Annotated in this window: 30 protein-coding genes; 16 read left to right on the forward strand and 14 right to left on the reverse strand. The window is 32.5% G+C overall.

The genetic code is table 11. The annotated features are described in order from the left end of the window. Positions 1-5: 5 nt before the first annotated feature. Both rsgA and FF125_RS04585 read right to left on the reverse strand, forming a co-directional pair. Positions 6-944, reverse strand: coding sequence for a ribosome small subunit-dependent GTPase A (rsgA, locus tag FF125_RS04580; protein ID WP_138948671.1), 939 nt, complete (start codon positions 942-944; stop codon positions 6-8). A 42-nt stretch (positions 945-986) separates the two neighbouring features. Beyond that, positions 987-3,011, reverse strand: a complete 2,025-nt coding sequence (locus FF125_RS04585; protein ID WP_138948672.1) for a dipeptidyl-peptidase 3 family protein — start codon at positions 3,009-3,011, stop codon at positions 987-989. A 162-nt stretch (positions 3,012-3,173) separates the two neighbouring features. On the opposite strand from FF125_RS04585, the gene FF125_RS04590 reads away from it, so the two are divergent. After that, complete coding sequence (locus FF125_RS04590) at positions 3,174-4,214, forward strand: SRPBCC family protein (protein ID WP_138948673.1); 1,041 nt, start codon at positions 3,174-3,176, stop codon at positions 4,212-4,214. Positions 4,215-4,220: 6 nt separating this feature from the next. Here the strand turns inward: FF125_RS04590 and FF125_RS04595 are convergent, their stop codons facing one another. Continuing rightward, complete coding sequence (locus FF125_RS04595; RefSeq protein ID WP_138952408.1) at positions 4,221-4,784, reverse strand: DNA-3-methyladenine glycosylase I; 564 nt, start codon at positions 4,782-4,784, stop codon at positions 4,221-4,223. 153 nt (positions 4,785-4,937) lie between these two features. Between FF125_RS04595 and FF125_RS04600 the strand changes: the two genes are divergently transcribed. The 12 genes from FF125_RS04600 to FF125_RS04655 all read left to right on the forward strand — a co-directional run bounded on the left by FF125_RS04600 (position 4,938) and on the right by FF125_RS04655 (position 13,949). Beyond that, positions 4,938-6,047, forward strand: coding sequence for an NAD(P)/FAD-dependent oxidoreductase (locus FF125_RS04600; RefSeq protein WP_138948674.1), 1,110 nt, complete (start codon positions 4,938-4,940; stop codon positions 6,045-6,047). A 10-nt stretch (positions 6,048-6,057) separates the two neighbouring features. Continuing rightward, positions 6,058-6,585 (forward strand): YceI family protein, encoded by a 528-nt coding sequence (locus FF125_RS04605; RefSeq protein ID WP_138948675.1) that lies wholly within the window; start codon positions 6,058-6,060, stop codon positions 6,583-6,585. A gap of 2 nt (positions 6,586-6,587) precedes the next feature. Continuing rightward, positions 6,588-7,715 (forward strand): NAD(P)/FAD-dependent oxidoreductase, encoded by a 1,128-nt coding sequence (locus FF125_RS04610; protein ID WP_138948676.1) that lies wholly within the window; start codon positions 6,588-6,590, stop codon positions 7,713-7,715. Continuing rightward, entirely contained in the window at positions 7,712-8,422 is a 711-nt protein-coding gene (locus tag FF125_RS04615) for a methyltransferase domain-containing protein (RefSeq protein ID WP_138948677.1), read from the forward strand. Before FF125_RS04610 ends, FF125_RS04615 begins: the two co-directional genes overlap by 4 nt. Next, a complete protein-coding gene (locus tag FF125_RS04620; protein ID WP_138948678.1) occupies positions 8,423-9,475 on the forward strand; it encodes a type III polyketide synthase in 1,053 nt (350 codons plus the stop codon). It abuts the gene before it with no gap. Continuing rightward, entirely contained in the window at positions 9,469-10,263 is a 795-nt protein-coding gene (locus FF125_RS04625; RefSeq protein WP_138948679.1) for an enoyl-ACP reductase FabI, read from the forward strand. The genes FF125_RS04620 and FF125_RS04625 overlap by 7 nt, the downstream gene beginning before the upstream one ends. A 145-nt stretch (positions 10,264-10,408) precedes the next feature. Next, positions 10,409-10,918 carry a MepB family protein gene (locus FF125_RS04630; protein ID WP_138948680.1) on the forward strand — a complete coding sequence of 170 codons (510 nt, stop codon included), beginning with the start codon at positions 10,409-10,411 and terminating at the stop codon, positions 10,916-10,918. 3 nt (positions 10,919-10,921) lie between these two features. Next, entirely contained in the window at positions 10,922-11,356 is a 435-nt protein-coding gene (locus FF125_RS04635; RefSeq protein WP_138948681.1) for a 3-hydroxyacyl-ACP dehydratase FabZ family protein, read from the forward strand. Beyond that, positions 11,353-12,630 (forward strand): beta-ketoacyl-[acyl-carrier-protein] synthase family protein, encoded by a 1,278-nt coding sequence (locus tag FF125_RS04640; RefSeq protein ID WP_138948682.1) that lies wholly within the window; start codon positions 11,353-11,355, stop codon positions 12,628-12,630. Before FF125_RS04635 ends, FF125_RS04640 begins: the two co-directional genes overlap by 4 nt. Positions 12,631-12,640: 10 nt before the next feature. Continuing rightward, positions 12,641-12,895 carry an acyl carrier protein gene (locus FF125_RS04645; protein WP_138948683.1) on the forward strand — a complete coding sequence of 85 codons (255 nt, stop codon included), beginning with the start codon at positions 12,641-12,643 and terminating at the stop codon, positions 12,893-12,895. After that, positions 12,892-13,503 carry a 4'-phosphopantetheinyl transferase family protein gene (locus FF125_RS04650; protein WP_138948684.1) on the forward strand — a complete coding sequence of 204 codons (612 nt, stop codon included), beginning with the start codon at positions 12,892-12,894 and terminating at the stop codon, positions 13,501-13,503. The genes FF125_RS04645 and FF125_RS04650 overlap by 4 nt, the downstream gene beginning before the upstream one ends. A gap of 2 nt (positions 13,504-13,505) precedes the next feature. Continuing rightward, positions 13,506-13,949 (forward strand): GreA/GreB family elongation factor, encoded by a 444-nt coding sequence (locus tag FF125_RS04655; RefSeq protein ID WP_138948685.1) that lies wholly within the window; start codon positions 13,506-13,508, stop codon positions 13,947-13,949. A gap of 175 nt (positions 13,950-14,124) precedes the next feature. On the opposite strand, the gene FF125_RS04660 is transcribed toward FF125_RS04655, so the two are convergent. The 4 genes from FF125_RS04660 to FF125_RS04675 form a co-directional block, all read right to left on the reverse strand. Beyond that, positions 14,125-15,090, reverse strand: coding sequence for an ABC transporter ATP-binding protein (locus FF125_RS04660; RefSeq protein ID WP_138948686.1), 966 nt, complete (start codon positions 15,088-15,090; stop codon positions 14,125-14,127). A gap of 157 nt (positions 15,091-15,247) precedes the next feature. Next, entirely contained in the window at positions 15,248-15,715 is a 468-nt protein-coding gene (locus FF125_RS04665; protein ID WP_138948687.1) for a hypothetical protein, read from the reverse strand. A gap of 1 nt (position 15,716) precedes the next feature. Next, positions 15,717-17,864 carry a prolyl oligopeptidase family serine peptidase gene (locus tag FF125_RS04670; RefSeq protein ID WP_138948688.1) on the reverse strand — a complete coding sequence of 716 codons (2,148 nt, stop codon included), beginning with the start codon at positions 17,862-17,864 and terminating at the stop codon, positions 15,717-15,719. Positions 17,865-17,953: 89 nt separating this feature from the next. After that, positions 17,954-18,331 (reverse strand): DoxX family membrane protein, encoded by a 378-nt coding sequence (locus tag FF125_RS04675; protein ID WP_138948689.1) that lies wholly within the window; start codon positions 18,329-18,331, stop codon positions 17,954-17,956. A 161-nt stretch (positions 18,332-18,492) separates the two neighbouring features. Between FF125_RS04675 and trxA the strand changes: the two genes are divergently transcribed. Continuing rightward, complete coding sequence (trxA, locus tag FF125_RS04680; protein ID WP_117882225.1) at positions 18,493-18,852, forward strand: thioredoxin; 360 nt, start codon at positions 18,493-18,495, stop codon at positions 18,850-18,852. 206 nt (positions 18,853-19,058) lie between these two features. Beyond that, complete coding sequence (locus FF125_RS04685; RefSeq protein ID WP_138948690.1) at positions 19,059-20,033, forward strand: hypothetical protein; 975 nt, start codon at positions 19,059-19,061, stop codon at positions 20,031-20,033. Between the two features lie 99 nt (positions 20,034-20,132). On the opposite strand, the gene FF125_RS04690 is transcribed toward FF125_RS04685, so the two are convergent. After that, entirely contained in the window at positions 20,133-21,029 is an 897-nt protein-coding gene (locus FF125_RS04690; RefSeq protein WP_138948691.1) for an SMP-30/gluconolactonase/LRE family protein, read from the reverse strand. 137 nt (positions 21,030-21,166) lie between these two features. Then, positions 21,167-21,592 (reverse strand): hypothetical protein, encoded by a 426-nt coding sequence (locus FF125_RS04695; protein ID WP_138948692.1) that lies wholly within the window; start codon positions 21,590-21,592, stop codon positions 21,167-21,169. A 309-nt stretch (positions 21,593-21,901) separates the two neighbouring features. Here FF125_RS04695 and FF125_RS04700 point away from each other — a divergent pair, with 309 nt between their 5' ends. Beyond that, entirely contained in the window at positions 21,902-22,294 is a 393-nt protein-coding gene (locus FF125_RS04700; protein ID WP_138948693.1) for a hypothetical protein, read from the forward strand. 324 nt (positions 22,295-22,618) lie between these two features. Here FF125_RS04700 and FF125_RS04705 read toward each other — a convergent pair whose 3' ends face one another. From FF125_RS04705 to FF125_RS04725, 5 genes are all read right to left on the reverse strand, one after another. Continuing rightward, positions 22,619-23,347, reverse strand: coding sequence for a hypothetical protein (locus FF125_RS04705; RefSeq protein ID WP_138948694.1), 729 nt, complete (start codon positions 23,345-23,347; stop codon positions 22,619-22,621). A 165-nt stretch (positions 23,348-23,512) separates the two neighbouring features. Then, entirely contained in the window at positions 23,513-24,223 is a 711-nt protein-coding gene (locus FF125_RS04710) for an aromatic aminobenezylarsenical efflux permease ArsG family transporter (protein WP_138948695.1), read from the reverse strand. Beyond that, a complete protein-coding gene (locus tag FF125_RS04715) occupies positions 24,224-24,661 on the reverse strand; it encodes a nitrophenyl compound nitroreductase subunit ArsF family protein (protein ID WP_250629683.1) in 438 nt (145 codons plus the stop codon). A gap of 17 nt (positions 24,662-24,678) precedes the next feature. Then, a complete protein-coding gene (locus tag FF125_RS04720; protein WP_138948696.1) occupies positions 24,679-25,656 on the reverse strand; it encodes a permease in 978 nt (325 codons plus the stop codon). Next, positions 25,649-26,056, reverse strand: coding sequence for an OsmC family protein (locus FF125_RS04725; protein ID WP_138948697.1), 408 nt, complete (start codon positions 26,054-26,056; stop codon positions 25,649-25,651). The genes FF125_RS04720 and FF125_RS04725 overlap by 8 nt, the downstream gene beginning before the upstream one ends. Positions 26,057-26,062 lie beyond the last annotated feature (6 nt).

Here is a 26,062-nt window from a genome sequence, read left to right on the forward strand (position 1 = left end):
AATTTTTAGCTCCAGTCGTCAATCCGATAATTTTCATTTTCGCCTTCTAATAATTGCAGATAGCTTACGTATCTAGATTCGGCAATTTCTGCATTTTCAACGGCCTTTTTAATGGCACAATCAGGTTCGTTTAGGTGCAAGCAGTTGTTAAATTTACAATGTTGTTTTATGGCAAAAAATTCAGGAAAATAATCACCAATTTCATGTTTTTCAAAGTCAACCACGCCAAAACCTTTAATTCCAGGGGTGTCAATTATATATCCGCCAAAAGGAAGTACAAACATTTCTGCAAATGTTGTAGTGTGTTGTCCTTGTTTATGCTGTGTTGATATTTTGGCAGTTTTTAAATCTAATTCAGGAAAAACAGCATTGATTAAGGTTGATTTACCAACACCTGAATGTCCTGAAAACATACTCACCTTATCCTTCATCAATATTTTTAACTTATCAATATTTATTTTTTCAGTAGCAGATACATCTAAACATTCATAACCAATATCTCTATAGGTTTTTTCAATTGCTTGTTTTTTTGCCAATAATGCCTTACTGTACAAATCAATTTTATTAAATAAAATTACCGCGGGTATTGAGTAGGCTTCGGCGGTAGCCAAAAAGCGATCTATAAACGAGGTAGATGTGGGTGGATTATCTATGGTTACTAATAAAAAAACTTGATCAATATTTGCAGCAATAATATGTGTTTGCTTCGATAGATTAACCGATTTTCGAATAATATAATTCTTTCGTTTATGGATTTTATTGATAATACCATTTTCATCATCAGCTTCCATATCGAAATCAACCACATCTCCTACCGTAACGGGATTTGTACTTTTTATACCGCTTAAACGGAATTTTCCTTTAATCCTACAATCAATAACCGTGTCGTCATCAACCCTTACCGAATACCAACTTCCCGTTGATTTTGTTACAACACCTGTCATTTATAAAGCTTTAGTCATAAAGTGATTTTTAATTTTATACTGTTATTTTAGAAACTCGTAAGATTTTGCATACTCTAACATTTGTCCTGCAAAACTTTCAGGCTGTGTAACTTTTACATCTGTAATTTCACCCTCTTTATCGGTTACAGGTACTAAAACAGGATTAACAAAGCCACTGTATGGAGCAGATTTAAACTGGCTATTACGTTCTAAAATTTCTTTATGAATATCTTGGTCAACTTTTACACCATAATTTTCTACTAAGTTTTTAGCAGCCTCATAATCACCTTCAGAAGTAATACGTTGTGTTTCTCTTAACAATTTACCAAAAATTTCTCTTAATTTGGCATAATCATTAATGTTATAGTATGTCTTACCATCTTTTTCTATTTTTTCAATAACGTTGTCTTTTTTACCTTGCTCAAAAGCCCAAGCCGAAACCCATTGTCTGTTTCTCATATGTGCTTCTTCAACATCATCACCTAAATTAAGTCTTACCAATTGGGTAAGTAATCCGTTTCTGATATAGCCATCATAAGCCGCTTTACCTATGTTTTCCCAGTTGTCAACAAGACCTATTTCCTGAATTTTTGAATTGTATAAATAATAAAGTCCCACTAAGTCTGCACGGCCCTCTTCAATAGTAGATTTATAGGACTTCAAGGTTTCTTTTGGAGTCCCTACTCCTTTATTGATTTGTCCAGAAGCATGTCCAACAACCTCGTGCAATGCAGTATGTAATTTATCAGCTTGCTTACCATATTCTTCTTCTAATTTAATTTCTTCTTCATCGTAAGCAAATTCTTTAAGTCTGTCAGTACCACCGGCACTGTTATAAGCCGCAATAATATTTCCTAATGAAACTGATTTACTACCATGTTCTTGTCTAATCCAATTGTTATTTGGTAAGTTAACACCAATAGGCGTGCTTGGTGAAGCGTCACCTGCTTCTGCGGCAACATTCACTGTTTTATATGAAACACCAACAACATTTTTCTTTTTATGTTGATCCATTAACGGAGAATTATCTTCAAACCATTGAGCGTTTCCAGATAATACGGACATTTTTTTAGACATTTCAAAATCCTTCAATTGTACAATACTTTCGTAAGAACCTTTATAACCTTTAGGGTCGTTATATACTTCTATAAACCCATTAATCCAATCAATATTACCTTCGGTAGATGTTACCCAAGCAATGGCATATTCATCCCAAGTATGGATATCACCTGTTTTATAAAATTCAATCAACAGTCCTAAGGCATTTCCTTGATTTTCATTTTCGGCAACCTCTTGAGCTTTTGTTAACCATTTTATAATTTCGTCTATAGCTGCACCGTATAATCCACCTGATTTATATACGTGTTCAACTAATTTCCCATTTTCTTTTACCAATCTAGTGTTTAATCCTTTTTCGATAGGTTTTGTTTCATCAACTTTAATGGCACTATAAAAATTTTCTACATCTTGTGTAGTTACATCTGGTCCGTAGAAATTAACGGCAGATTCTAAAACGATATCAGCATCTTTAGATAGATTGACTTTTTTAGAATCTTTGTCATTAAATAATACATCGATTATTTCAGCGTCAAGTGTAGTGTTGGTTTCCTTTAATAATCCTTCAAAATAGGTTTTTGAAAAACTAGGCTTCATTTTCGTGGTTGAATAATGATGATGAATACCATTAGCAAACCAAACCCGTTTTAAATAAACTTCAAAATTTTTCCAATCTTCAGTAGATTTATCTCCTTTATATGCCGTGTAAATGTTTTCTAAAGCATTTCTAATGGGTAGGTTATAGCGATAGTTTTGATCCCACATTATATCACGACCCGCCAATCCCGCTTGACTTAAATAATACACCAATTTCTTCTCTTTTAAAGTCAGGGCTTCAAAACCAGGAATTTCATACCTTAAAATCTTAATATCAGCAAATTGTTCAACTTCAGTTTTAAATTCTTCCGCATCGGTAACAGCAACATCTTCGGTCTTATTTTCATCTTTTTTATCACAAGACCATAAAAAAGCGGTAAGTAAAAGTAGGTTTAAAAAATATTTGATTTTCATATCAGCTATAGATTTATATATTTATACAAAAATAGGCAAAATAGCTATAAAACCTTACATTTGTATAGAACGAGATTGGACTGTTTTGCATTTATATTAAAAAGACCTATTTTTATAGAAAAGAATCCGTTTAAATCAGTCATTAACTCCAAATAGTAAAGAATGAAAGCTCTAAAGTATGTATTTTTATTGTTACTTTTATTAGTAGTAGCAGGATCAATTTATATAGCCACCCTCGAAAATAGTTATAGCGTTGAGCGAACCAAAGTTATTCAAGCACCCGATGTAGTAGTTTTTAATGTGGTAAATGAATACAAAACATGGCCTAGCTGGTCACCTTGGTTAGGGAAAGATCCAGAAGCAAAATTGACTTATGGAGATAAAACAAGTGGCGTTGGAGCTTCTTATGCTTGGAAGGGAGACATAACCGGAGAAGGCAGTATGGAAACCTTGTCAGTTCAAAAGGATAGTATTGGCCAGAAAATTACTTTTATTACACCTTGGGAGTCTACTTCAAATGTGTATTGGAAATTTAATAAAGTCGATAATGGAACCGAGGTTACTTGGGGTATGAAAGGTGATTTAGATTTTATGTCTAAAGCCTATATGGCATTTATGGGTGGCATGGACGAGCAAATTGGTCCTGATTATGAACTTGGTCTTTCAAAATTAGACAGTGTGGTAAATGCAGAAATGCAAAAGTATAGTGTTTCGGTAAAAGGAACCACTACACATGGTGGTGGATATTACTTGTATAATACGACTTCGTGTAAAATTGAGGAATTGTCTGAAAAGAAGGAAATGATGATGCCAAAAGTGGCTGAATATGCTAAAAAGAATAATATAACCATGGCAGGGCCACCTTTTACATTATATCATAAGTTTGATGAAGAAAATGATGCGGTTATGTTTTCATGTGCGGTGCCGGTAACTGAAAAAGTAATTACCGATAAAGGGAGTGATATATTAACAGGAATGTTAAAGCCTTTTAGTGCGGTAAAGACAGTGTTGAAAGGAGATTATAAAAACTCAAAAAAAGCGTGGGATGCAACGTACAAGTATATAACAGATAAAGCTCTTATACCACTTGAAGAGTGGCCGTCTTTAGAGGTATATATAAATAATCCTTTAAATATACCAAACCCAGCCGATTTAGTTACTGAAATTTTTGTTCCAATTAAGGAAGTGCCAGAAGATATTTAATGAAGTTTATACTTCGTTATATCTAAAACAATCTGCAACATGATCGTTTACCATACCTGTGGCTTGCATGTTTGCATAGATAACGGTACTGCCAACAAATTTGAATCCGCGTTTTTTTAGATCTTTAGATAGTTTATCTGATAAATCAGTTGTTGCAGGAACATCAGACATACTTTTGTGTTTGTTTTTTATAGGTTTTCCATTGGTGAATTCCCAAATGTAATCTGAAAAAGAACCGAATTCTTTCTGAATTTCCATATAGGCTTGTGCATTAGAAATAGTGGCTCTTATTTTTAGTTTGTTTCTAATAATTCCAGCATCTTGAAGTAAAGACTCATATTTGTCTTCACCATAGTTCGCTATTTTTTTATAATCAAAATTGTCAAATGCTACCCTGAAATTTTCTCGCTTTTTAAGAATTGTTATCCAACTTAATCCCGCTTGAAATGTTTCCAATACTAGAAATTCAAATAATTTAGCATCGTCATAAACAGGTACGCCCCATTCTTCATCATGGTACGCCATATATAAAGGGTCATTACCGCACCAAGTACATCTGTTTTTATCCATTTGATTTAAAATTTTCACTAAAATAGAAATTTTAATTGGTAATGCTCCGTTGATTTCTCCTCTTTTTTAAAGGGGACAGCCTGTGCTGAACTTGTTTCAGTATGCCGAAGGTGGAGGGGTTTAGAATTCTAATAATTACCTTATCTTTAAAAAATGAACTTAAGCTACTGGGAAATAAAATCGTGGTTTACAAATGTGGACTTTACCATTGTGGGCAGTGGTATTGTCGGTTTAAGTACGGCCTTGTTTTTAAATGAAAAACATCCAAAAGCAACTATTCTTATTTTGGAAAGGGGCATGTTGCCTTATGGTGCAAGTACGAAAAATGCGGGCTTCGCTTGTTTTGGAAGTTTGTCTGAAATTATTGACGATTTAAAATCGCATACAGAACAAGAAGTTTATAATTTGGTTCAAAAACGATGGGAAGGATTAACCTTACTTAGAAAAATAGTGGGTGATAAAGCACTCGATTATCAGCAATTAGGGGGATATGAATTATTTAATGATAATAATGTTTTTGATGAATGTTATTCAAATAAAGATAAAGTAAATGGTCTTTTGCATGCTATTTTTAAAAAAGACGTTTTTTCCTTTAATGATGATGCGTTCCATTTTTTAAAAGTAAATAAAAAGCTTGCTTTTAATCCTTTTGAAGGGCAAATTGATACGGGTAAAATGATGTCAGAATTACTCCGAAAAGTTCAGTCTAAGGGTATTAAAATACTGAATAGTTGCAACGTTGAAAGTTACATAGAAGCCGTAAACAGTGTTACCATAAAAACAAATATTGGAGAGTTTGCGACTAAAAAATTATTAATCGCTACTAACGGTTTTGCCAACCAATTGCTTAACTTAGAAGTTAAGCCTGCAAGAGCACAAGTGCTAATTACCAAACCAATTAAAGATTTATCTATTAGAGGTACTTTTCACTTAGATAAGGGCTATTTTTACTTTAGAAATATTAATGATAGAATTTTACTTGGTGGAGGAAGAAACTTAGATTTTAATACGGAAGAAACGACCCAGTTTGGAGAAACAGAAGTAATACAGAATAAACTAAAAGAAATCTTATCGACTATAATTTTACCGAATATAAAGTTTGAAATTGATCACAAGTGGAGTGGAATTATGGGCGTTGGTAATCAGAAAAAAGCAATAGTGAACCCCATTAGTAATCATGTAGCTTGCGGTGTTCGACTCGGCGGAATGGGTATTGCTATCGGTTTTTTGGTAGGTAAGGAATTAGCATCACTAATGGAATAAATTATGAATTATGAAACTTAAATTAATTATTGTTTTTTGTTTGTCAGTGTTTAGTGTATCATCACAAGAACTCACTCAAAATTCTGCTTCGGTAGATTTTAAGATAAAAAACATGGGGTTTAATGTTGATGGATTTTTTAGTGATGTCAAAATTGCGACTAATTTTAAATCAAATGATTTAGAAAATAGTTATATCAAAGGAGTTATTAATGTGACTTCAATAGATACAGATATAAAAAAAAGAGATAAACACCTGCTCACAGCGGATTATTTTGAAGCTGAAACTTTTCCTTTTATAAAATTAAGTTCAAAAAAAATAGAAAGAAAAGCATCTAATAAATATTTATTAACTGCAAGTTTAACGATTAAGAAAACAACGAAAACAATTGTAATTCCATTAGAAATAATTGAATCAGCAAATTCCATTGCTATAAAATCAAGTTTTTCCATTAACCGATTAGATTATGAGGTTGGAACGAGTAGTTGGGTACTATCAGACATTGTTAAAATTCAAATAAATTACACGGGTAACAAATAGGTATGGACCACAAAAAAGAGGTAATCATTGTTGGTGGAGGATTGGCGGGGTTGGTCAGTGCCATTCACCTTTCAAAGCTGGGAATTCATGTAACAGTCATTGAAAAAAATGAGTATCCTAAACATAAAGTCTGTGGTGAATACATATCTAATGAGGTCTTGCCTTATTTAAGTTTTTTGGGAATTGATCCATTAAACTTTGGAGCAAAGAAAATCACAAAATTCGCAATTAGCACCGTAGATAGTAAGTTAATAAAAACTACATTACCGCTAGGTGGCTTCGGAATAAGTAGATATACTTTAGATCATTTGTTGGCAGAAAAAGCTATTAAAAATGGCGTAAAAATTAGTAAAGATGCTGTTGTTGATATTTCCTTTCAAAACGATGAATTCTCTGTTTTTACAAAAACACAAAAGAAATATATTTCTAAAGTGGTTATTGGTGCTTATGGGAAACGCTCTGCGATTGATGTGCAATTAAAAAGAGCTTTTATAAAAAATGATTCTCCTTATTTGGCGGTAAAAACACATGTAAAAGGTGATTTTCCAGACGATTTGGTAGCACTTCACAATTTTAAAGGAGGGTATTGTGGTGTGTCAAAAGTAGAAAATAATCACATTAATTTGTGCTATATTACGAATTATAAAGCCTTTAAAAAGTATAAAAACATTGATGACTTTCAACAAAAAGTCCTTTATAATAATACGCACTTAAAGGAAATTTTTGAAAATTCTATTTCCGTTTTTGAAAAGCCTTTAACGATAAGTCAAGTTTCATTTTCATCAAAAAATCCAGTAGATAACCATATCATTATGTGTGGTGATACTGCGGGTATGATTCATCCATTGTGCGGAAATGGTATGAGCATGGCTATTCATGGAGCTAAGATTGCATCTGAATTGATCATTGATTTTTTTGATAATAAAATGTCTAGACAAGTACTAGAAAAAAATTATGAAAAAAAATGGAATGAAGAATTTAAGTCACGATTAAAAACAGGACATTTCATTGCTAAATTATTTAGGATGCAAGCATTTTCTGAATTGATGTTATATGGTCTGCAAAGCTTTCCAAGTTTATTACCTAAAATTATAAAACAAACGCATGGTAAACCCCTTAATGTAGAATGAGCTTTTTTATAAATACAAAATACAGAACTGATGCCATAGAAATTATGGATGATTTTTCTATTGACGGTGCTATACTTGAAAATACCTTAGATCAGTTAGCCAATATCAACAAATGGTTGGGGGGAAATAGCGTTACGTTAAGTGGTTTAAAAACTGTACTTAAAAAGTATCCAAAACACAAACCACTAACTATAATTGATTTAGGTTGTGGTAATGGTGATATGTTACGAATTGTTGCAGAATATCTTAAAAAGAATCATTTTAATTTTAAACTCATTGGGGTCGATGCCAATGCATGTGCAATTGAGTATGCTCAAAAATTATCTGTAGATTATCCTGAAATTATGTATCTTCAACAAGATATTTTTTCTGAAGAATTCAAGTTGTTAACATATGATTTAGTGTTGGCAACGTTGTTTTTGCATCATTTTAAAAAAGAGCAATTAATAACATTGCTTTCAGAGCTGCTAAAAACGGCAAAATTAGGAATTCTTGTAAATGATTTACACCGTCATAAAATGGCCTATTATTTATTTAAAGGATTGGGTTTGTTTATAAAAAACCATATGGTGAAACAAGATGGACTCACTTCTGTTTTACGTGGGTTTAAAAGAAAAGAGTTGGAGAAAATGTCTAATGAATTGAATGTTAAAAGTGAAATTAGTTGGAAATGGGCTTTTCGTTTTCAGTGGATAATTCAAAAATAAATGAGTGTAAAAATAACAGCAGTTGCAAAACAACTACCACAATATACGAGAACTACCAAGGAGATTTTACCATATATAAAAACTTGGTTAACTGGTCAAGAGGAACGTTTTCAACGAAAAGTAATAAAGTTGTTTGAAAATGCAGGCGTAGATAAACGCTATTCCATTATGGATGCTCATGAAGTTTTTTTAAATTCATCGTTTGAAGAAAAGAATGATATTTATAGTAGAGAGTCTATCAAATTAGCAGAATCTGCATTGCAAAAATCATTGGATAAAGCGAAATTAAATGCTGAGGATATAGATTTTATAATTACTGTCAGTTGTACGGGCATAATGATTCCTTCTTTAGATGCATATTTAATTAATCGTTTAAAAATGCGTCAAGATATTGTTCGGTTACCAGTAACAGAAATGGGATGTGCCGCAGGAGTTTCAGGTATTATTTATGCGAAGAACTTTTTAAAAGCCAATCCAAATAAGCGAGCAGCAGTTATCGCAGTTGAATCGCCAACAGCTACTTTTCAGCTAGACGATTATTCTATGGTTAATATTGTGAGTGCTGCTATTTTTGGAGACGGAGCAGCTTCTGTTATCTTATCTTCTTATGAAAATGAAGAAGGTCCAGAAATTTTAGATGATGCCATGTATCATTTTTATGACGCCGAAAAAATGATGGGTTTTAAATTGCGGAATTCAGGTCTGCAAATGATTTTAGACAAATCTGTTCCGGAAACAATTGCCAATCATTTTCCGGCTATTGTCCATCCGTTTTTAGAAAGAAATAAAATAAAGATAGAAGATGTAGATCATCTTATTTTTCACCCTGGAGGAAAAAAAATAGTACAAACCGTTGAAGAATTATTTGGCACATTAGGTAAAAACATAGATGATACAAAAGATGTATTGAAACAATATGGAAATATGTCTAGTGCAACCGTTTTATATGTATTAGAACGATTTATGGATAAGAAATTACCAAAAGGCGATATTGGATTAATGTTGAGTTTTGGTCCAGGTTTTTCAGCACAAAGAGTTTTATTAAAATGGTAAAAGAATTTCAACATAACGAATGGGCATTGATTTTAGGAGGTTCTAGTGGCCTAGGCTTAGCAACTGCTAAAAAACTAGCAAAACATGGACTTAATATTGTAATTGTTCATAGAAACAGACGTTCAGAAATGCCTCAAATTGAAAAAGAATTTTCAATAATACAACAACAGGGTGTAGCGTTGCTTGATTTTAATGAAGATGCTTTTAAGCTTGCCTCAAGAACCGAGATTATCGATAAGATTATTACTAAATTAGGTGATATTGGAAAAGTAAAAGTGATGGTGCACAGTGTTGCCAAAGGGAACTTAAAACCGATGGTTGCTTATGATAAACCTACCTTAAAAAATGACGATTTTCACTTGACTTTGGATGCGATGGCATTTAGTTTATTTGATTGGACAAAAGCTCTATTTGATGTTGATTTATTTGCAGAAGACAGTAGAATAATAAGTTTTACAAGTGAAGGAAATTCGAAACCATGGCCAAATTATGCAGCGGTTTCTGCAGCCAAAACGGCTCTAGAAGCCATAACCAGAAATATAGCATTAGAATTTGCTCCATTTGGGATTAAAGCAAATTGTATACAAGCCGGAGTTACAGATACGGCATCATTAAGGGCAATTCCAGGAAGTGAAAAGATAAAAGAGCATACGTTATTACGAAGCCCATTTAAGCGTTTAACAACACCAGAAGATGTGGCCAATGTAGTATACTTATTATGTAAAGACGAAGCAAAGTGGATTAATGGTTGTATAATACCCGTAGATGGTGGTGAGCGTTTAAGTTGATAGATTATAGACCGCAAAACCTCAAGTATTTATAATTTTATAATTAAAGAAGATAAAGAAATTGAATTTAAGCTATTACTGAAAAACTAATTTGCTGTTTTTTAAGTCTATATTAAATAGTCTGAGGGATAATTGAGTTGAACAAATGAATAAAAATATAAAAGAACAACTTTCTTTAATTCAAGAATTAATTCCAGAGAAATTCGAATTTACCAATCCTGAATTTGAAGAAGAAAGTAAAGATTATTGGGCATGCCGATTTTCAATTAATGAAAAAATAGTACTGTATAGAAAGGCGAAAATTACACCAACAAAAGTGGGGCAGTTTGTTACCTTATGGAAAAGAGAAGTAAAAGGCCCGATAGCTCCATTTCATATTGATGATGATTTTGATTTGGTGATTATTTTTACGGTAAATGAAAATGAAATAGGACAGTTTGTTTTTCCGAAGTCAGTACTTGTTTTAAAAGGAATAGTGTCTACTAATGTTAAAGAAGGTAAGCGAGGTTTTAGGGTTTACCCACCTTGGGATGTAGCTGTAAACAAACAAGCCATACGAACACAAAAATGGCAACTAAATTATTTTTTAAAAATAACAGATAATTCTATAAACAAGGCGAAAGCTCAAGAGCTATTTATGTCAAATGAAAACTAATCTATGACTTCAGAAGAAATTATATTGAACCTGCCATACCAGCATCCTTTTTTGTTTGTTGATGAGCTTGTTACGGTTTCTGATAATGGAATTGAAGGGAATTACACCTTTAAAAACGATGAATATTTCTATAAAGGTCATTTTAAAGACAACCCCATAACACCGGGAGTTATTTTAACCGAAACCATGGCTCAGATTGGTGTCGTTTGTTTAGGGATTCACTTGATGGGTAACCATATTTCTGTAGACAATAAACCTAAAATAGCGTTGACATCTCAGGCTGTTGATTTTTATCTTCCAGTGTATCCTAATGATAAAGTTATCGTGATTTCAGAGAAAGAATATTTTAGATTTAATAAATTGAAATGTAAAGTCAAAATGTTAAATGCTTCTAATGAATTGGTTTGTAGAGGCTCTATTTCAGGTATGATAAAATGAAAAAACGTGTTGTTATAACTGGTCTTGGTGTTGTTGCTCCTAATGGGGTAGGTATTGCTGATTTTACCAATGCCATAAAAAATGGGGTATCTGGAATTAGGTTTCATCAAGAATTATCAACGTTGAATTTTTCTTGCTGTATCGGTGGAATTCCTACTATTTCGGAAGAAAAAAAATCAGAATATTTTTCCGATTTACAATTACGGAATTTTAATAGTTCTGGGATTTTATATGGATGCATAGCAGCAATTGATGCTTGGAAAGATGCTGGGTTATCAATGGACGATGAAAATGTGGATTTTGATAGTGGAACCATTTTCGGAACAGGCACTTCGGGAGTAGAAAAATTTAGAGAAGCTATTTACAAACTAGATGATAAACAGGTACGGCGTTTAGGCAGTACAGTGGTTGCTCAAACAATGGCGAGCGGTGTTAGTGCGTATCTTGGTGGTATGTTAGGGTTAGGTAATCAAGTGAGTACTAATTCTTCAGCATGTTCAACAGGTACAGAAGCTATTTTGATGGGTTTTGAGCGAATTAAAAATGGAAAAGCGAAACGTATGTTAGTGGGCAGTTGTAGTGATCATGGTCCATACCTTTGGGGTGGCTTTGACGCTATGCGTGTTATGACTTATAAGCATAATGAAAGTCCAACACAAGGTTCTCGGCCTATGAGCGCATCAGCTTCAGGTTTTGTGCCAGGAAGTGGGGCAGGAGCTTTGTTATTAGAATCGTTGGAAAGTGCTTTGGAAAGGAATGCTACGATATATGGTGAAGTTTTAGGAGGTGCTATTAATTCTGGTGGACAACGTAATGGAGGTACAATGACGGCACCAAACGCAGAGGCAGTCCAGCGTTGCATTACAGATGCAATTGCTGATGCGAATGTAAATACGAATGATATTGACTTAATTAACGGACATTTAACCGCAACAATTAAAGATCCAGATGAAATTGAAAATTGGGTTATGGCATTAAAAAGAGAGGGGAATAGTTTTCCTTTTATCCAATCCACTAAATCGATGATTGGCCATTGTTTAGCGGCAGCCGGAGCTATAGAAAGTGTGGCGTCTATAATTCAATTGAAAGAAGGTTTTATTGCCCCAACGATCAATTGTGATGATGTGCATCCAGAAGTTTTAAAATTAATTAATACCGAAAAAATTATAAAGCAACATATTCAAAAAGAATTAAATTTGATAGCGAAAGCGAGTTTCGGATTTGGAGATGTCAATGCCTGTGTCCTTTTTAAGAAATTTGAGACTAATAATTAACAATAACAAAATGGATAAAAACGAACTTATAAAATCTTTAAAAAAAATTGTAAAGCCTTATATTCAAGATGAAGCTGCTTTTGAAAATTTAAATGAGGATACCGATTTTATAAATGATTTAAAAATTAATTCTGCTAATTTAGTAGATGTTATTTTAGATGTAGAGGATGAGTTTGACATAGAAATTGACAATGAAGCCATGGAAAAAATGCTATCGGTAAAATCAGCAATGGCTATTATAGAAACTAAATTGGCTGAAAAATGATTGGTAATGATGTGGTTGATTTAAACTTGGCAAAAAGCCAAAGTAACTGGAAACGAAAAGGCTTTTTAGAGAAGGTGTTTACGCCAAAAGAACAGTTAATTATTAGTGAAACAGCAGGTTCTTTTACTACAGTTTGGTTACTGTGGAGTATGAAAGAAAGTGCTTATAAAATCTATAGTCGGCAATATAATACACGTTTTTTTGCACCGAAGGAATTTAAATGTGAGCTAAATGCTATTCAGAATACCGTTTGTATTAATGGAATTACCTACTATACATCATCAACAATATCAAGAGAAAATATTCATACGTTGGCGACATTAAATAAGGATGAATCAATTACAACTGATTTTTTTAGACTTAAAAATGATACCTATGACGTTCAGCACAATACAACTTATGAAAATCTAAAATTAGCTGTTGCAAATCAATTTAAAGTTCCAGTAACTAAAGTGAACATAGAAAAAGATAATAATGGAATTCCATTCGTCAAGTATCGACAAGGCAACTTAAACCTTTCAGCTTCAATTAAGCCAGGTTATGTTGAAAGAACATCAATTTCAATATCACATCATGGGTTGTATGGTGCTTATGCTTTTGTAAATTAAATATGATCAAAAAACAATTATTTGAGGCTTGTCAAAGCTATGTGTTAAAACGTGAAAATACGGTAAAGGAAATCATTTCGTCGAATCAAAAAGCACTGCATTCTGAAACCAAAAGTAGTGCTGGTGATAAGCATGAAACGGGTAGAGCTATGTTGCAATTAGAAATGGAAAAGGCGGGACAACAACTCGCCGTTATCGACCAAATGAAAATGATTTTGGATAGAGTTTTAATAAACGATACATCAGAGATTATCAAGCTAGGTAGTTTGGTGTTTACCAATAAACACAATTATTTTTTAGCCATAAGTGCTGGTGAATTTAAAATAGAGAACAAGGCGTATTATGCTGTTTCTGTAGCTTCACCAATTGGGAAAATGTTGTTGGGTAAAAAAATAGGAGATACTTTTGAGTTTAATGGTAATGTGGTAATTGAAAAGGTTGTCTAATTAGTCATGAAATAAGCTCCTCCCCTTAATTCAAGGGGAGGTGTCCTGTTAGAATTTTAATAGCTTGCAATGGTGTTGTTGGACGGAGGGGTCTTAACCACCTCGTCTTTATGTTTTGCTATCGCACACATAAATCCACTCCTCATTTTAAAAGGAGGAGAATTAAAAAAAAATACTATAGTCGTTTATTGATAATACTTTCTTGAATTTCTAAATAAACATTTTCATTTTTATCTAGCTTAGTATCATGTTCAAAATAAATATTCCGCTCATTAAATTCCGCTTCAATTAAAAAATGATTTACCTTAAAATAAGATTTTTTTACGACGGCTTTTAATTTTGAATTTTCTGTAAGTTTAAGTTCGTGTGTGTAAACTAAAATGATGTCATTTGTATTTGAATCTGTAAGTTCTGAAAGTTTAAACTCATTGAATTCAGCAAAGAAAGATGCTGTAAGTTTGTTTTTCGGATTCTTAAATAATCGCTGAGGTGTATCCATCTCCACTTTTTTACCTTCATGTATTACCATCATGTTATCTGCATATGGTAGAACATCTTCTTGGTCGTGAGTAGCTACGATGGCAGTGATGTTATTTTCTTTTAAATGTGCAAACAGATTTCTTCGTAAACTACGTTTTCTGAAATTATCAATATGACTAAAAGGTTCGTCGAGTAACAATATTTCTGGCTGATTGGCCAATGCTTTTGCTAATGCCACACGTTGTTTTTGTCCGCCACTTAAAAATCGAACCTTGGTTTTGGCAAAGTCTTCTAATTCTACAACCTTAATCAGTTCATCTGTACGTCGTTTTTTTTCTTTCAAGTAAAAATTAGAAAGGAATTCGCCAATGTTTTTTTCAACAGTAGTAGCCGGCATTAGGTCAAATTCTTGAGTTAGAAATTTCATATAATCAGGTCCCGTAATTAAATTGAATTTGGGGCCTAGTATTTCTTTATCCTTCCAAAAAAGTTGCCCTTTTTCTAAATCATATGCTCCATAAAGTAGTTTAAGTAAGGTACTTTTTCCTGAACCACTTTCTCCAACAACAGCCAATACGTCACCTTGATTAACTGTAAAGCTAATGTTTTCTAAAACGGTTGTTTTATGGTACCCAAAAGATATATTTTTTACTTGAAGCATTGTTGTTTGATTGTCATAATTTAATAAAAACTGTCATTCCGACGCAGGAGGAATCTCATTAATAGAAGATGTCATTTAAAAGATTCCTCGTCACTCCTTTTGTCGCTCTGTCGGAATGACAAGTGAAATTTGTCAGAGCTGTCTTTCATACTTAAAATCACTTTGTGGCATTATTTAATTGCACACCTAATATGTTAGAAATATTATTTCCAATTTCCATGGCCTTGTCTTTATTTTCTGTGGCAAGTAGAGTGATGTGTTTGTTTCTTTGATAAAATAAATTAAGTTTAAATATTAATTCTGAAGCATAAGTGGCATTACCACCACCTGCTCTAAATCTACTTGTTTTTTTAGTTTCAAAAACCGAAACATATTCAATATCAGGGAGCTTCTTCCATTTGCCAAATTTAATTCCATACCAAGTAACTAGTTCTCTATATTTCAAATTATGCAAATCCAATTCAACACCTTCTTGCATTAAAAATTTGGTTGCTATTCCCAAAATAATGAAACCATAAAAGATACCTCCAGATAAAAGTAAAACTATTCCTAGGGCAAGAAAAACCGAGAAGAATATCTTTTTGAAAATTGACATTTCTTCAATGAAAATAAAGTTCTTTTCCAAATTAATCTTTAAAATCGGTTTTTAATTCTGTTATGCCCATATTGTAGAGTGTAAAACCGAAAATATCAGCATATTGCTCAATTGTTTTTGCAACGGGTGTTCCTGCTCCGTGACCCGCATTGGTTTCAATTCTAATTAAAGTAGGATTGTTACCTGATTGCTTATCTTGTAATTCAGCTGCGAATTTAAAACTATGTGCAGGTACAACTCTATCATCATGGTCGCCAGTGGTTACCAATGTTGCAGGGTACTGAACACCTTCTTTTACATTATGTACTGGTGAATATCCTTTTAAATATTCAAACATTTCTTTGCTTTGGTCTGCAGTTCCGTAATCATAGGCCCATCCTGCACCAGCAGTAAAAGTATGATAACGTAACATGTCTAATACACCAACAGCAGGCAAGGCTACTTTCATTAAATCTGGTCGTTGAGTCATTGTTGCCCCAACTAGAAGTCCACCATTAGAACCACCTCGGATAGCCAAATAGTCTGAAGATGTATATTTTTGAGCAATTAAATATTCTGCGGCAGCGATAAAATCGTCAAATACATTTTGCTTTTTTTGTTGTGTTCCGGCATCGTGCCACGCTTTTCCATATTCTCCACCACCACGTAAATTAGGTACAGCGTAAACACCACCTTGTTCTAGCCAAACCGCATTGGCAATACTAAAACTTGGGGTAAGGCTGATGTTGAATCCACCATAGCCATAAAGGATAGTTGGGTTTTTACCATCTAATTTCAATCCTTTTTTGTGCGTAATAATCATCGGTACTTTTGTTCCATCTTTCGAGGTGTAAAACACTTGTTTAGATTCGAAATTACTACTGTCGTAACCAATAATTTCAGGTTTTTTATAAACTTCATAAGCCCCACTTTTAGGATCTAATTTATAAATAGTACCAGGAGTGATGTAATTGGTAAACGAAAAATACAATTCTTTAGCCTCTTTTTTACCACCAAAACCACCTGCTGAACCTACGCCTGGTAATTTTACTTCACGAATTAATTTACCATCCATATCGTACTGCAATACCTTAGAAACAGCATCAACCATATAGTTGGCGTAAAAATATCCAGAACCAGTACTAGGACTTAAAACATTCTCAGTTTCAGGAATAAAATCTTTCCAATTTTCAGGAGAAGGGTTTGCCGCATCAACTGTTACAATTTTTTGATTTGGAGCATTTCTATTCGTTACAATATATAATTTGCTGCCAACGTTTTCAACAACGTAAGTGTCACTATCGTAATTGTCTACAACAGTTTTAAGTGTATTTGTTTTGTCTTGTAGGTCTTTTATAAAAAGTTTGTTTCCAGAGGTAGAAGTGGAAGCTGAAATAATTAAATATCTGTCATCTTCAGTCACGCTACCGCCAACATATCTATTTTTTTCTGCTGCTGTACCACCAAAAATAAGAGCGTCCTCTTTTTGAGAAGTCCCTAATTTGTGATAAAACAGTTTATGTTGATCTGTTTTTGCAGACAATTCACTTCCTTTAGGTTTGTCATAACTTGAATAATAAAAACCTTCATTTCCTTTCCAAGAAACACCACTAAATTTTACGTCAATTAACGTGTCCTCTTTTATATCTTTGGTAATGGCATCTATTAAAATTACTTTACGCCAGTCAGAGCCTCCTTCTGAAATTGAATAGGCGGCTAGTTTTCCATTTTTAGAAAAAGACAATCCTGCCAAAGAAGTGGTACCATCTTCAGAAAAGGTATTCGGGTCTAAAAAGACTTCAGGTTCTGAATCATCTTTTTGACGATACACCACATATTGATTTTGCAATCCGTCATTTTTATAAAAATAGGTATAATCACCTTCTTTAAATGGCGAGCCTACTTTTTCGTAATTCCATAATTTTTCCAATCGTTTTTTAAGTTCTTCGCGATAAGGAATTTTATCTAAATAGTCAAAAGTTACTTTGTTTTGAGCCTCAACCCATTGTCCAGTTTCATCAGACATATCATCTTCTAACCATCGGAAAGGGTCTTTAACATCTGTACCAAAATAATTGGTTACGGTATCTACTTTTTTAGTTTCTGGATAAGATAATGCAGTTTGTTCTTCAACTTTTTTTTCGGTTTTACAAGACATTATTAGTAGGGCAATTAAGATAAGAAATGGATATTTTTTCATGAGATGAAAATTTTTATTTGAGTCTAGCAAAAATACATAAAAAAAGCATATCTCTTGAGATATGCTTATAACCATTAATTGTTATTTAACTAATTAAATAATGTTTTGAATTTATCCCAATTAGCATAAATAAGGATAGCGTTTATAACTAGTACAGCTAATGCAGGGGCCGTACTACCAGGTTCAAGAACAAGGTGAAATAAAACCATATTTACAGCAACAGGAGCTAATAAAATCAATGCAAAAGGCACCCATTTTTTTAAGAGTAGTAAAAGACCAACGATAACTTCAACACCACCAATAAGTGGAAACATATAGCCACTTTTGCCTAGGGCTCCCATAAAATTCATGGCTCCTTCAGACATTTCTGTTGGTGCTGGCATAAAAGGATAAAATTTATTAGCACCGAAAATGACAAGAATTAATCCTAATAGTATTCTTAATACTAGTGTTACTTTTGAATTCATAATAAAATATTTTAGTAGGTTAGCTGGTTTAGACGATAAAACTTAAAAATACTAACAATTGTAACTTAAGTTGCAGTGTTTTAATCTAAAATATGTCAATTTGTCTTATTCAAATAACGGAATAGTTATTGTGATTCATAGGTTGAACTAAAAGAAAAAATATGACAGAATTATTAACGAAAGAGACTTTTCTAGAAAAAGTTTTTAATTTCGAAAAAAACAAAGAATGGACCTTTGAAGGTGATGTGCCTTGTATTATAGATTTTTATGCCGATTGGTGTGGACCTTGTAAAGCCATTGCTCCTGTGTTGGAAGCATTGAGTGAAGAATACGGAGGTAAAATAAATATTTATAAGGTAGATACTGAAAAAGAACAAGAACTTTCGGCTGCTTTTGCAATAAGAAGTATTCCATCGATGCTGTTTTGCCCAGCTGAAGGCCAACCACAAATGGCACAAGGGGCTTTACCTAAAGAACAATTAGAGAAAATTATTGAGGATGTGTTGAAGGTGACGAAGTAGTATGGATTGCTCAATTATTGATATAGAAAAAATAAAAACCTGCTTATTTAAAATTTGAGCGGGTTTTTTGTTTAAAAACAGTACTGAAATAAGAGCGTGTTTCAGCTATTTTTTATAAGTACAATATCTGTGTGTATTGAGTAAAGTAAATAATGGTTTATAACTATATTTGCAACATAAAATCAATCTTAATTTTTTGAATATCTATGTCTCAATCACTTTTTAACCCTTTTAAAGATTTAATTTTTGACGAACATTTTTGCTTCCTTTCTGGAGACTTGACCAATGAAAATATTACCGTTTTTCCAGAATGGCTAATGAATCATTTTAAATTTGGAGATGAAAGAATTGAGATGATGGATAAAAGCAAGGCGTATACCTATGCAGATCTTAAATTACCATGTTCAGCGGAAGTGAAAAAGGCTTTTGAGGAGCTGGATGTAAAAGTTCAGGCTGCATTTAAAAAAGGTTTTGAAGGAATGGAGGAACTCGATCAAGAGTTGCTTTTTCAATGGACTGGTAGAATGGTCTATGGTCTTTTATATTACGAAATGGTTTATGAAAGAGATAGACTGCTAAAGAAAGGCGAAGAGTTTAAACTTTCTCAGACGCTCAGAAAACGCTTTGGTTACTTCCATTTAATGCTACAATCGTTAATAGAACCAATTTCTTTTAAAGGGAAAAAACCATGGAGTATAGCTGTATTTCCACTTAAATATTCTTCTGATATTTTTAGCTATCGCGACGATGCTATTAATTTAATGTTCTCCTTTGGAGTCAATGGTTTTGGTTTTGTTGCATGTTTACAAGATAACGGAGTAATTGGCGAGAAACAAAAAGAGTTACTCGATAAAATTGAAGGTCACGTTTTACATCCCGTTCAGTTTGAAGAGTTGTATGCGAGATTTCATTATTCAGATTATATTTTACAGTACAAACCTGAATACAACATTGAAAGCCAAGACAGTGGAATTACTATAGAAGTTAAAACCGCTGATAAACTTCCAGTTTTCGGACTTTGGGATGAGGATATATTTGCCCAATTACTCTCCAATTATTGGCAAGTTTATGGTATTGAAAAAGAGGATATTCTTCAATTTCAAAAACCACCACTTAGTTTTCTTGAAAATCCTTATACCAAAGATTTTATTGATCCAGAATCTATTAAGTTACCCTTTTAATAGCTTATTTGTCAAGAAAATTGGTGAATGTTTAGGTAGGCTTTAATGTGAAACATGTTATGTTAATAGTAGTGCTGCAAGGTTTTGGTGGCGTTGTTACTAATCGACACCTTTTACTTTCATTTTTAGTGTATATACGGAAGTCCGTGCGGTAATAAAAAGTAGATTTCTTTTCTTTCCGCCAAAACAGAGATTACTTGGTTTTTCTGGAGTTTCAATTTCTTTTATAAGTTCACCTTTTGAATTATATACCCATATTTTTCCTGAAGTTAAATATACGTTTCCCTTATTGTCAATGGTCATTCCATCACTACCATGAGGTGCGAAAAAAGTTTTATTGCTTAAATTACCATCCGGTTCAATAGTGTATTTCCATATTTTGTTGTCTTCAATATCCGCAACGTAGATTATTTTACCATCAAGTGTGCCTATAATTCCATTGGGCTTTTTAAAGTCATTAATAACTCTAGATATTTTTCCATTTGAATTTAAATAATAAACACCATGTGTATCTTGAAGCTCACTATGATTTTTATTCCACCATTCTCTGTGATAATAGGGATCAGTGAAATAGATACCACCATTAGGGGCAATCCATAAATCATTGGGAGCGTTTAGGTGTTTGCCTTCATAATTTTCATGAATTACATGAAGTTTTTTGTTTTCGTCAAAATAGACCAATTGATTGTTTTCATCGGCACATGAAACCAATTGTTGGTTTGTATTAAAGTACATTCCGTTTGATCTTCTTGTACCTTCTAAATAAAGTGAAATACCTTTTTTTTGATCCCATATGTGAATTTTGTCATTGGGCTGATCTGTAAAATAAACCTGACCTTTTGAATTTACAGCAGGACCTTCGGTAAATTTAAATCCGGTACCCGCCAATTTTACTTTTTCATTTTTGGCTATAATATCGTTGTCGTTCTTTGATTTAGAAAATGAGAATAATAGCATGCAAAGCAAGACTATTTTAATAATGGGTATTTTTTTCATAACTATGTTTATAAGAAGTTACATATGTTAAACCGTTTGAAATTTCCATGAAGTACAATGCCAACAACTATAGTGTATTGAATTTTCCGTGTAATAGTTTTTCCGATAATTAACAATCTTAAGGATTGGTTTTATACTCAACTGGCATGAAAATCAGTCAATGTTATTAAAATTAATAGAAGAGTGATAACTCCAATAACTGTTGAAAATATTCCGGCCTTTCTTGATTTCGTCCAACCTGAAAGTGAAATTAAAGTTGTCAAAGCGAACAAACCTAGCATAAAGCATATCATTCCAATAATTCTTGGCAATAAGAAGTCACTCGAAGTAACATTCTTTAGGTATCCTCCTGGTGTTGTAATCATTGAAATTTTAGTCATTGCAAAAACACTAACGAGAAAGCAAGCAGCCGATACAGTTGCAGTTCTTAACAGTCTATTACTTATTTTATCAGATTTATCGGAAACGACAAGGTTGGCAACTATTGCAATGGAAAATCCACTTAGTAAGGCACTAATTAAAATGAGCTGATTTGCCAGGCTGTTCCAGTATTCTAGAGTCATTTCCATACTATTTAATTGTCTTTTATTGGTTGTTAATTTTTATGTTGTCAAATTATCAGAACGAAAATGATAAAAACGCATGACGTGATTGATACAAAAATATGCTAAATTTTACACTTAGTCGCCCTCATAGTTTGATGATGTATTTTATCTTAACACGAATTTATAAGCTTTTTTTAGTGTCTGTTGACTATTGTTTATTGCTTATTATCCAGATACCGGAGTAATGTAGATAGATTCTAATATATGAATTCAATAATTAGTATTACTTTTGATACAACGAAATACTTCCTAAAAAATCTTTAAATTATGCCCTACCAAGATGTATTTGTTCTTTTCTGGGAACAGGTAAAAGAAAGTGTCCAAGAAGGCCGTTTTGCTAAGTTAACTATGGCTAAAACTATTGGTAAACCTAATTTGAGAAATATATTTTTAAGACCAATTTATGCTGAAGATGGCTTTAAGGTCTTACTAAAATTACGCTATAGATCTAGAGATACCGAAGATAAAGAAGATGAGCTTACATTAGAACAAGCCCATGAAGTTGTGAAATCGCATATCAGAAAATCTTTTTTATCTGTGCTATTGTTTACTACAACAAAGGATGTAACTTTTAAAGTTAATAAAAAGGGTGTGGGCAGTATTAGTGAAGCTTTGCCGACATTTAGAGAAGTAACACAAGCTAAAAGTGATGATGAATAACCCAAAGGTTAATACGAGTTTATTCAGTTTCGTCTAATGTTTTTGTGATGTAGTTGGTAATATTATAAAAGGTATCTACCCAATAATCTTGCTCGTTGGCTTTAAGATAAATTAATAATTGTTGTAATTATTCTGAGGATACGTTTAAATAACCACCTCCAACACTATGAAACATAAATGTGGCTATGGCTCCATTATCTCGTGCCTCTTTTGCCTAAGTAATTAATTCTTTACCAGTATTTTTGTGAGTTACACTTTAAAAAAGTTCTCGGTGTATCGTGCATTTCTTATGCTTAAGTTGAGCTGTAAAAACAAAATACGATATTAACTACTTTGTATTATCTTAATAATGATTCTAATAACAATAATTGCCGTTACATTGTATGCCCAAACCGATTTCTTCTTTGAGTTTTTACCATTTTCTATGACTTCATTAACTCGTTTTTGGTATTCTTTAGTATCTAAATTGAAATCAGTACACATGCTCTTAAAAGTTGGTTTTGCAAGAGTTAAAGAACATACCATTCCAACATTTTTATCAAAGGTTCTATTTGTACATAATTTACATACTTCTAATCTTTGCTTGTCTGTTTCAAAAGATTTGTGTTTTAAAGACTCTAAGTCATAAACCAATTCATCATTTTTAATTTTTAGAAAACGACCAAATGTCTTTTTTCTAAGAATAAAAGAATAAATAAGTAAGCCTATAGTTATTATGTTTATTAGCATTGGAATTAACCATATAGAAACTTTAAAAGTTTGATAACTTAGCGTAATAAAAAAAAGACTTCTAACAATAGGAATTATATTTAATGCTATAAATACATAGCTAACATACTCTAAATTTTTAAGATTATTATTTTGTTTATTTTGCTCAAATGCTTTGTTTAAAAAATAAATGTAAATGAAAAAAATAATTAAACCGGCAAAGCCTATTAATCCAAAGGGATTCAATATAGTTCCCAAACCATATTGAACTATGATACCTATTTGTATTAAAATTAAAGTAGAAAGTGCTACAATTAATGTTGTAAAAGTGTTTTTCCAAGTCATTTTTTTATTGGGTTGGTTTAAAGAATGCAGTTCCGGAGTGTTCTAATTAACGTAACCAATGGCCTTTTATTTGCATCATCTTTTTATTGTTAAATCACTTCTAATAATAGTTGCTCTATTCCTTTTATGGTTTGGTGTACATGTGAATGCCTTTTTAGTATTTATCTATTCCAATATTCCAGTAAAAATGGAAACGTAATACAATCCAGTCAATATAAAAACTGCCCCAGCAACTGTTCTCATTATTTTTTCAATTTTCGTTATTTTGTTGTAGAATACACCGATTTTCCCTGCTGTAAAGGCCAATAAGTAGGTGAAAAGAAGTACAGGTAATCCGGTTCCGAATGCAAATATTATGGGCAAGTATAGTCCGTCTACTGATGCAATGGTCATCGGGATTAACATACCAAAAAACAAAGCTCCACTATAGGGGCAAAATGCCAACGCAAAAATTACACCTATTAGAAAAGAACCTAATAAACCTTTATCCTTGAAATTATCGGACAATTTTTCTTGAAAATTTGATTTTCCGAGAAAATTAAGTTTAATAACGTTAAGCATTATCAAACCGATGATGATCAATAATGGACCTAAATATTTTTCTCCGTTCTGATTGAAAAATCGAGCTATATGAAATTTACTTGCACCAAAATATAAAATCAATCCAATGGTAGTATAACTAAATCCTCTTCCTAAAGAGTACAATACACCACTCAAAAAAACTTTCCGTTTGCTCGATATGTTTTTGGAAATAAATGCTGTTGCCGTTATGTTCGTTGCCAAAGGACACGGACTAATGGCGGTCATTAGTCCGAGTATCAATGCGGATAATATGGGAATGTTGTAATTCTCTAAAAGAGATTGTAAAAACTCCATTTAGAATGTTTTTAACTCAGTATCAATTTTCGTTTTTAGTTCTTTAGAAAAAGCATCTTTGTCATTTCCTTCCATAAAGGCAAATTCTGTTAAATCTATTTGTTTTTCTTTACCATTTTTTATCACATTAAGAATCAAAGCCGTTCCAGAGGCTTCAAATTTTTCAGCAATTTTTTCATTCTCCTTTTTATCTACATCAATAACTTGAAATGTAATTTTATCAGCTTTTAGTTCCTTTGAATAATAAGTGTCTAATGTATATTTTGTATTTGCTTCAATGGCCTTACAGGTCATACATCTATGAGTAGAGTGGAAGTCTAACACTTCTATTTTAGAAATGGATTGGTCTACTGATTGATTGTTGTTTTTGCTTTGTCCATTGCAGGCAGTTAGCATTAAGCCGATAGTTAAAATGGTTAAAAATTTGATGATTTTCATTTTTATTGTTTTATGGTTTATAATAATATGTTGAATAAATATCCTGAAATGATAATGCATAGTGTTACAACACCAAAAAAGATTGCAATGAGTTTGAAGGTCATTACCTTTTTTAATAGCATTGCTTCTGGTAATGATAGCCCAACAACACCCATCATAAAAGCAATGGCTGTGCCTAATGGAATTCCTTTAGCAACTAAAACTTGGGCAACTGGTAATATACCTGAGGCGTTGGAATACATGGGTACGGCTAACAGGGTAGCAATTGGCACTGCCAATAGATTGTCTTTAGCCATGTACTGTTCAAAAAAACCTTCAGGAATATAGCCGTGCATTAAACCACCGATAGCTATTCCTACAATGACATAGGGAATAACACCTTTAAGTATTTTCAGCACTTCATCCCAAATAACGGGCAATCGTTGTTTTAAGGTTTGTTTTTCTGCGATAAAAGTATCTTGATCTTTTTGTGCATTAGCCAATACTTCTTTTACCCAAGGTGTTAAATAGGATTCTAATTTTAATTTTTGAAGAATTACTCCAGAAATGGTTCCTAACAAAATACCACTTACCACATAAATAATAGTGGTTTTAAGTCCAAATAAGCCAACAAAAAGCCCTATTGCAACTTCGTTCACTAATGGTGAAGTAATAAGAAATGCAAAAGTAACTCCCAGTGGTATTCCTCCTCTAACAAAACCTATAAATAAAGGGACTGATGAGCAAGAACAAAAAGGTGTAACTACACCAAAAAGACTCGCCATAAGATATTCTAATCCGTATAATTTATTTCTTGAGAGATAATTTTTAACCTTGTCTATAGGAAAGTAACTGTTGACTATTCCCATAAAAAAAATTATAACAAAAAGTAAAATTAAAATTTTGGTGGTATCGTAAATAAAGAAATTGAGAGCTTCTGCTAAATGTTGTCCTTTATTCAAGTTCAAAATATCATAAACAAACCAATCTGCTATATTTTGTATCCAATCAAACATTTTCAATTGTATTGATAGTCCCTGAAATGGTACAAGATAATTTTACGGTGTTGTAGATGGTACCGAATTTTTCAATGTTCTTTTTTAACAATTCGGTGTTCAACTTTTTATCGTTACTGTAGATTGTCAAATGGTAAATGATATGGTCCATTCTTGGCGGATGTTCAAGACGTGTAGCGTTTACCTCAAGTGTTGCTTTTGAATAGGAGAATTTCATCATAGCTGAAAATCGTTCTACGTTTTTAAGCATACAAGCAGCAAATGAACCCAAGAATAATTCAGCAGGATTTGGCAAGATTTCAGCAGTTTTTAACGTGGTACCGAAATCTATATTCGATTCTTTTATATGAATAACAGCATCTTTATTTGAGATTGAAGACGCTTTGATATGATAATTCATAATATA

Source organism: Aureibaculum algae (assembly GCF_006065315.1).
Taxonomy (GTDB): domain Bacteria; phylum Bacteroidota; class Bacteroidia; order Flavobacteriales; family Flavobacteriaceae; genus Aureibaculum; species Aureibaculum algae.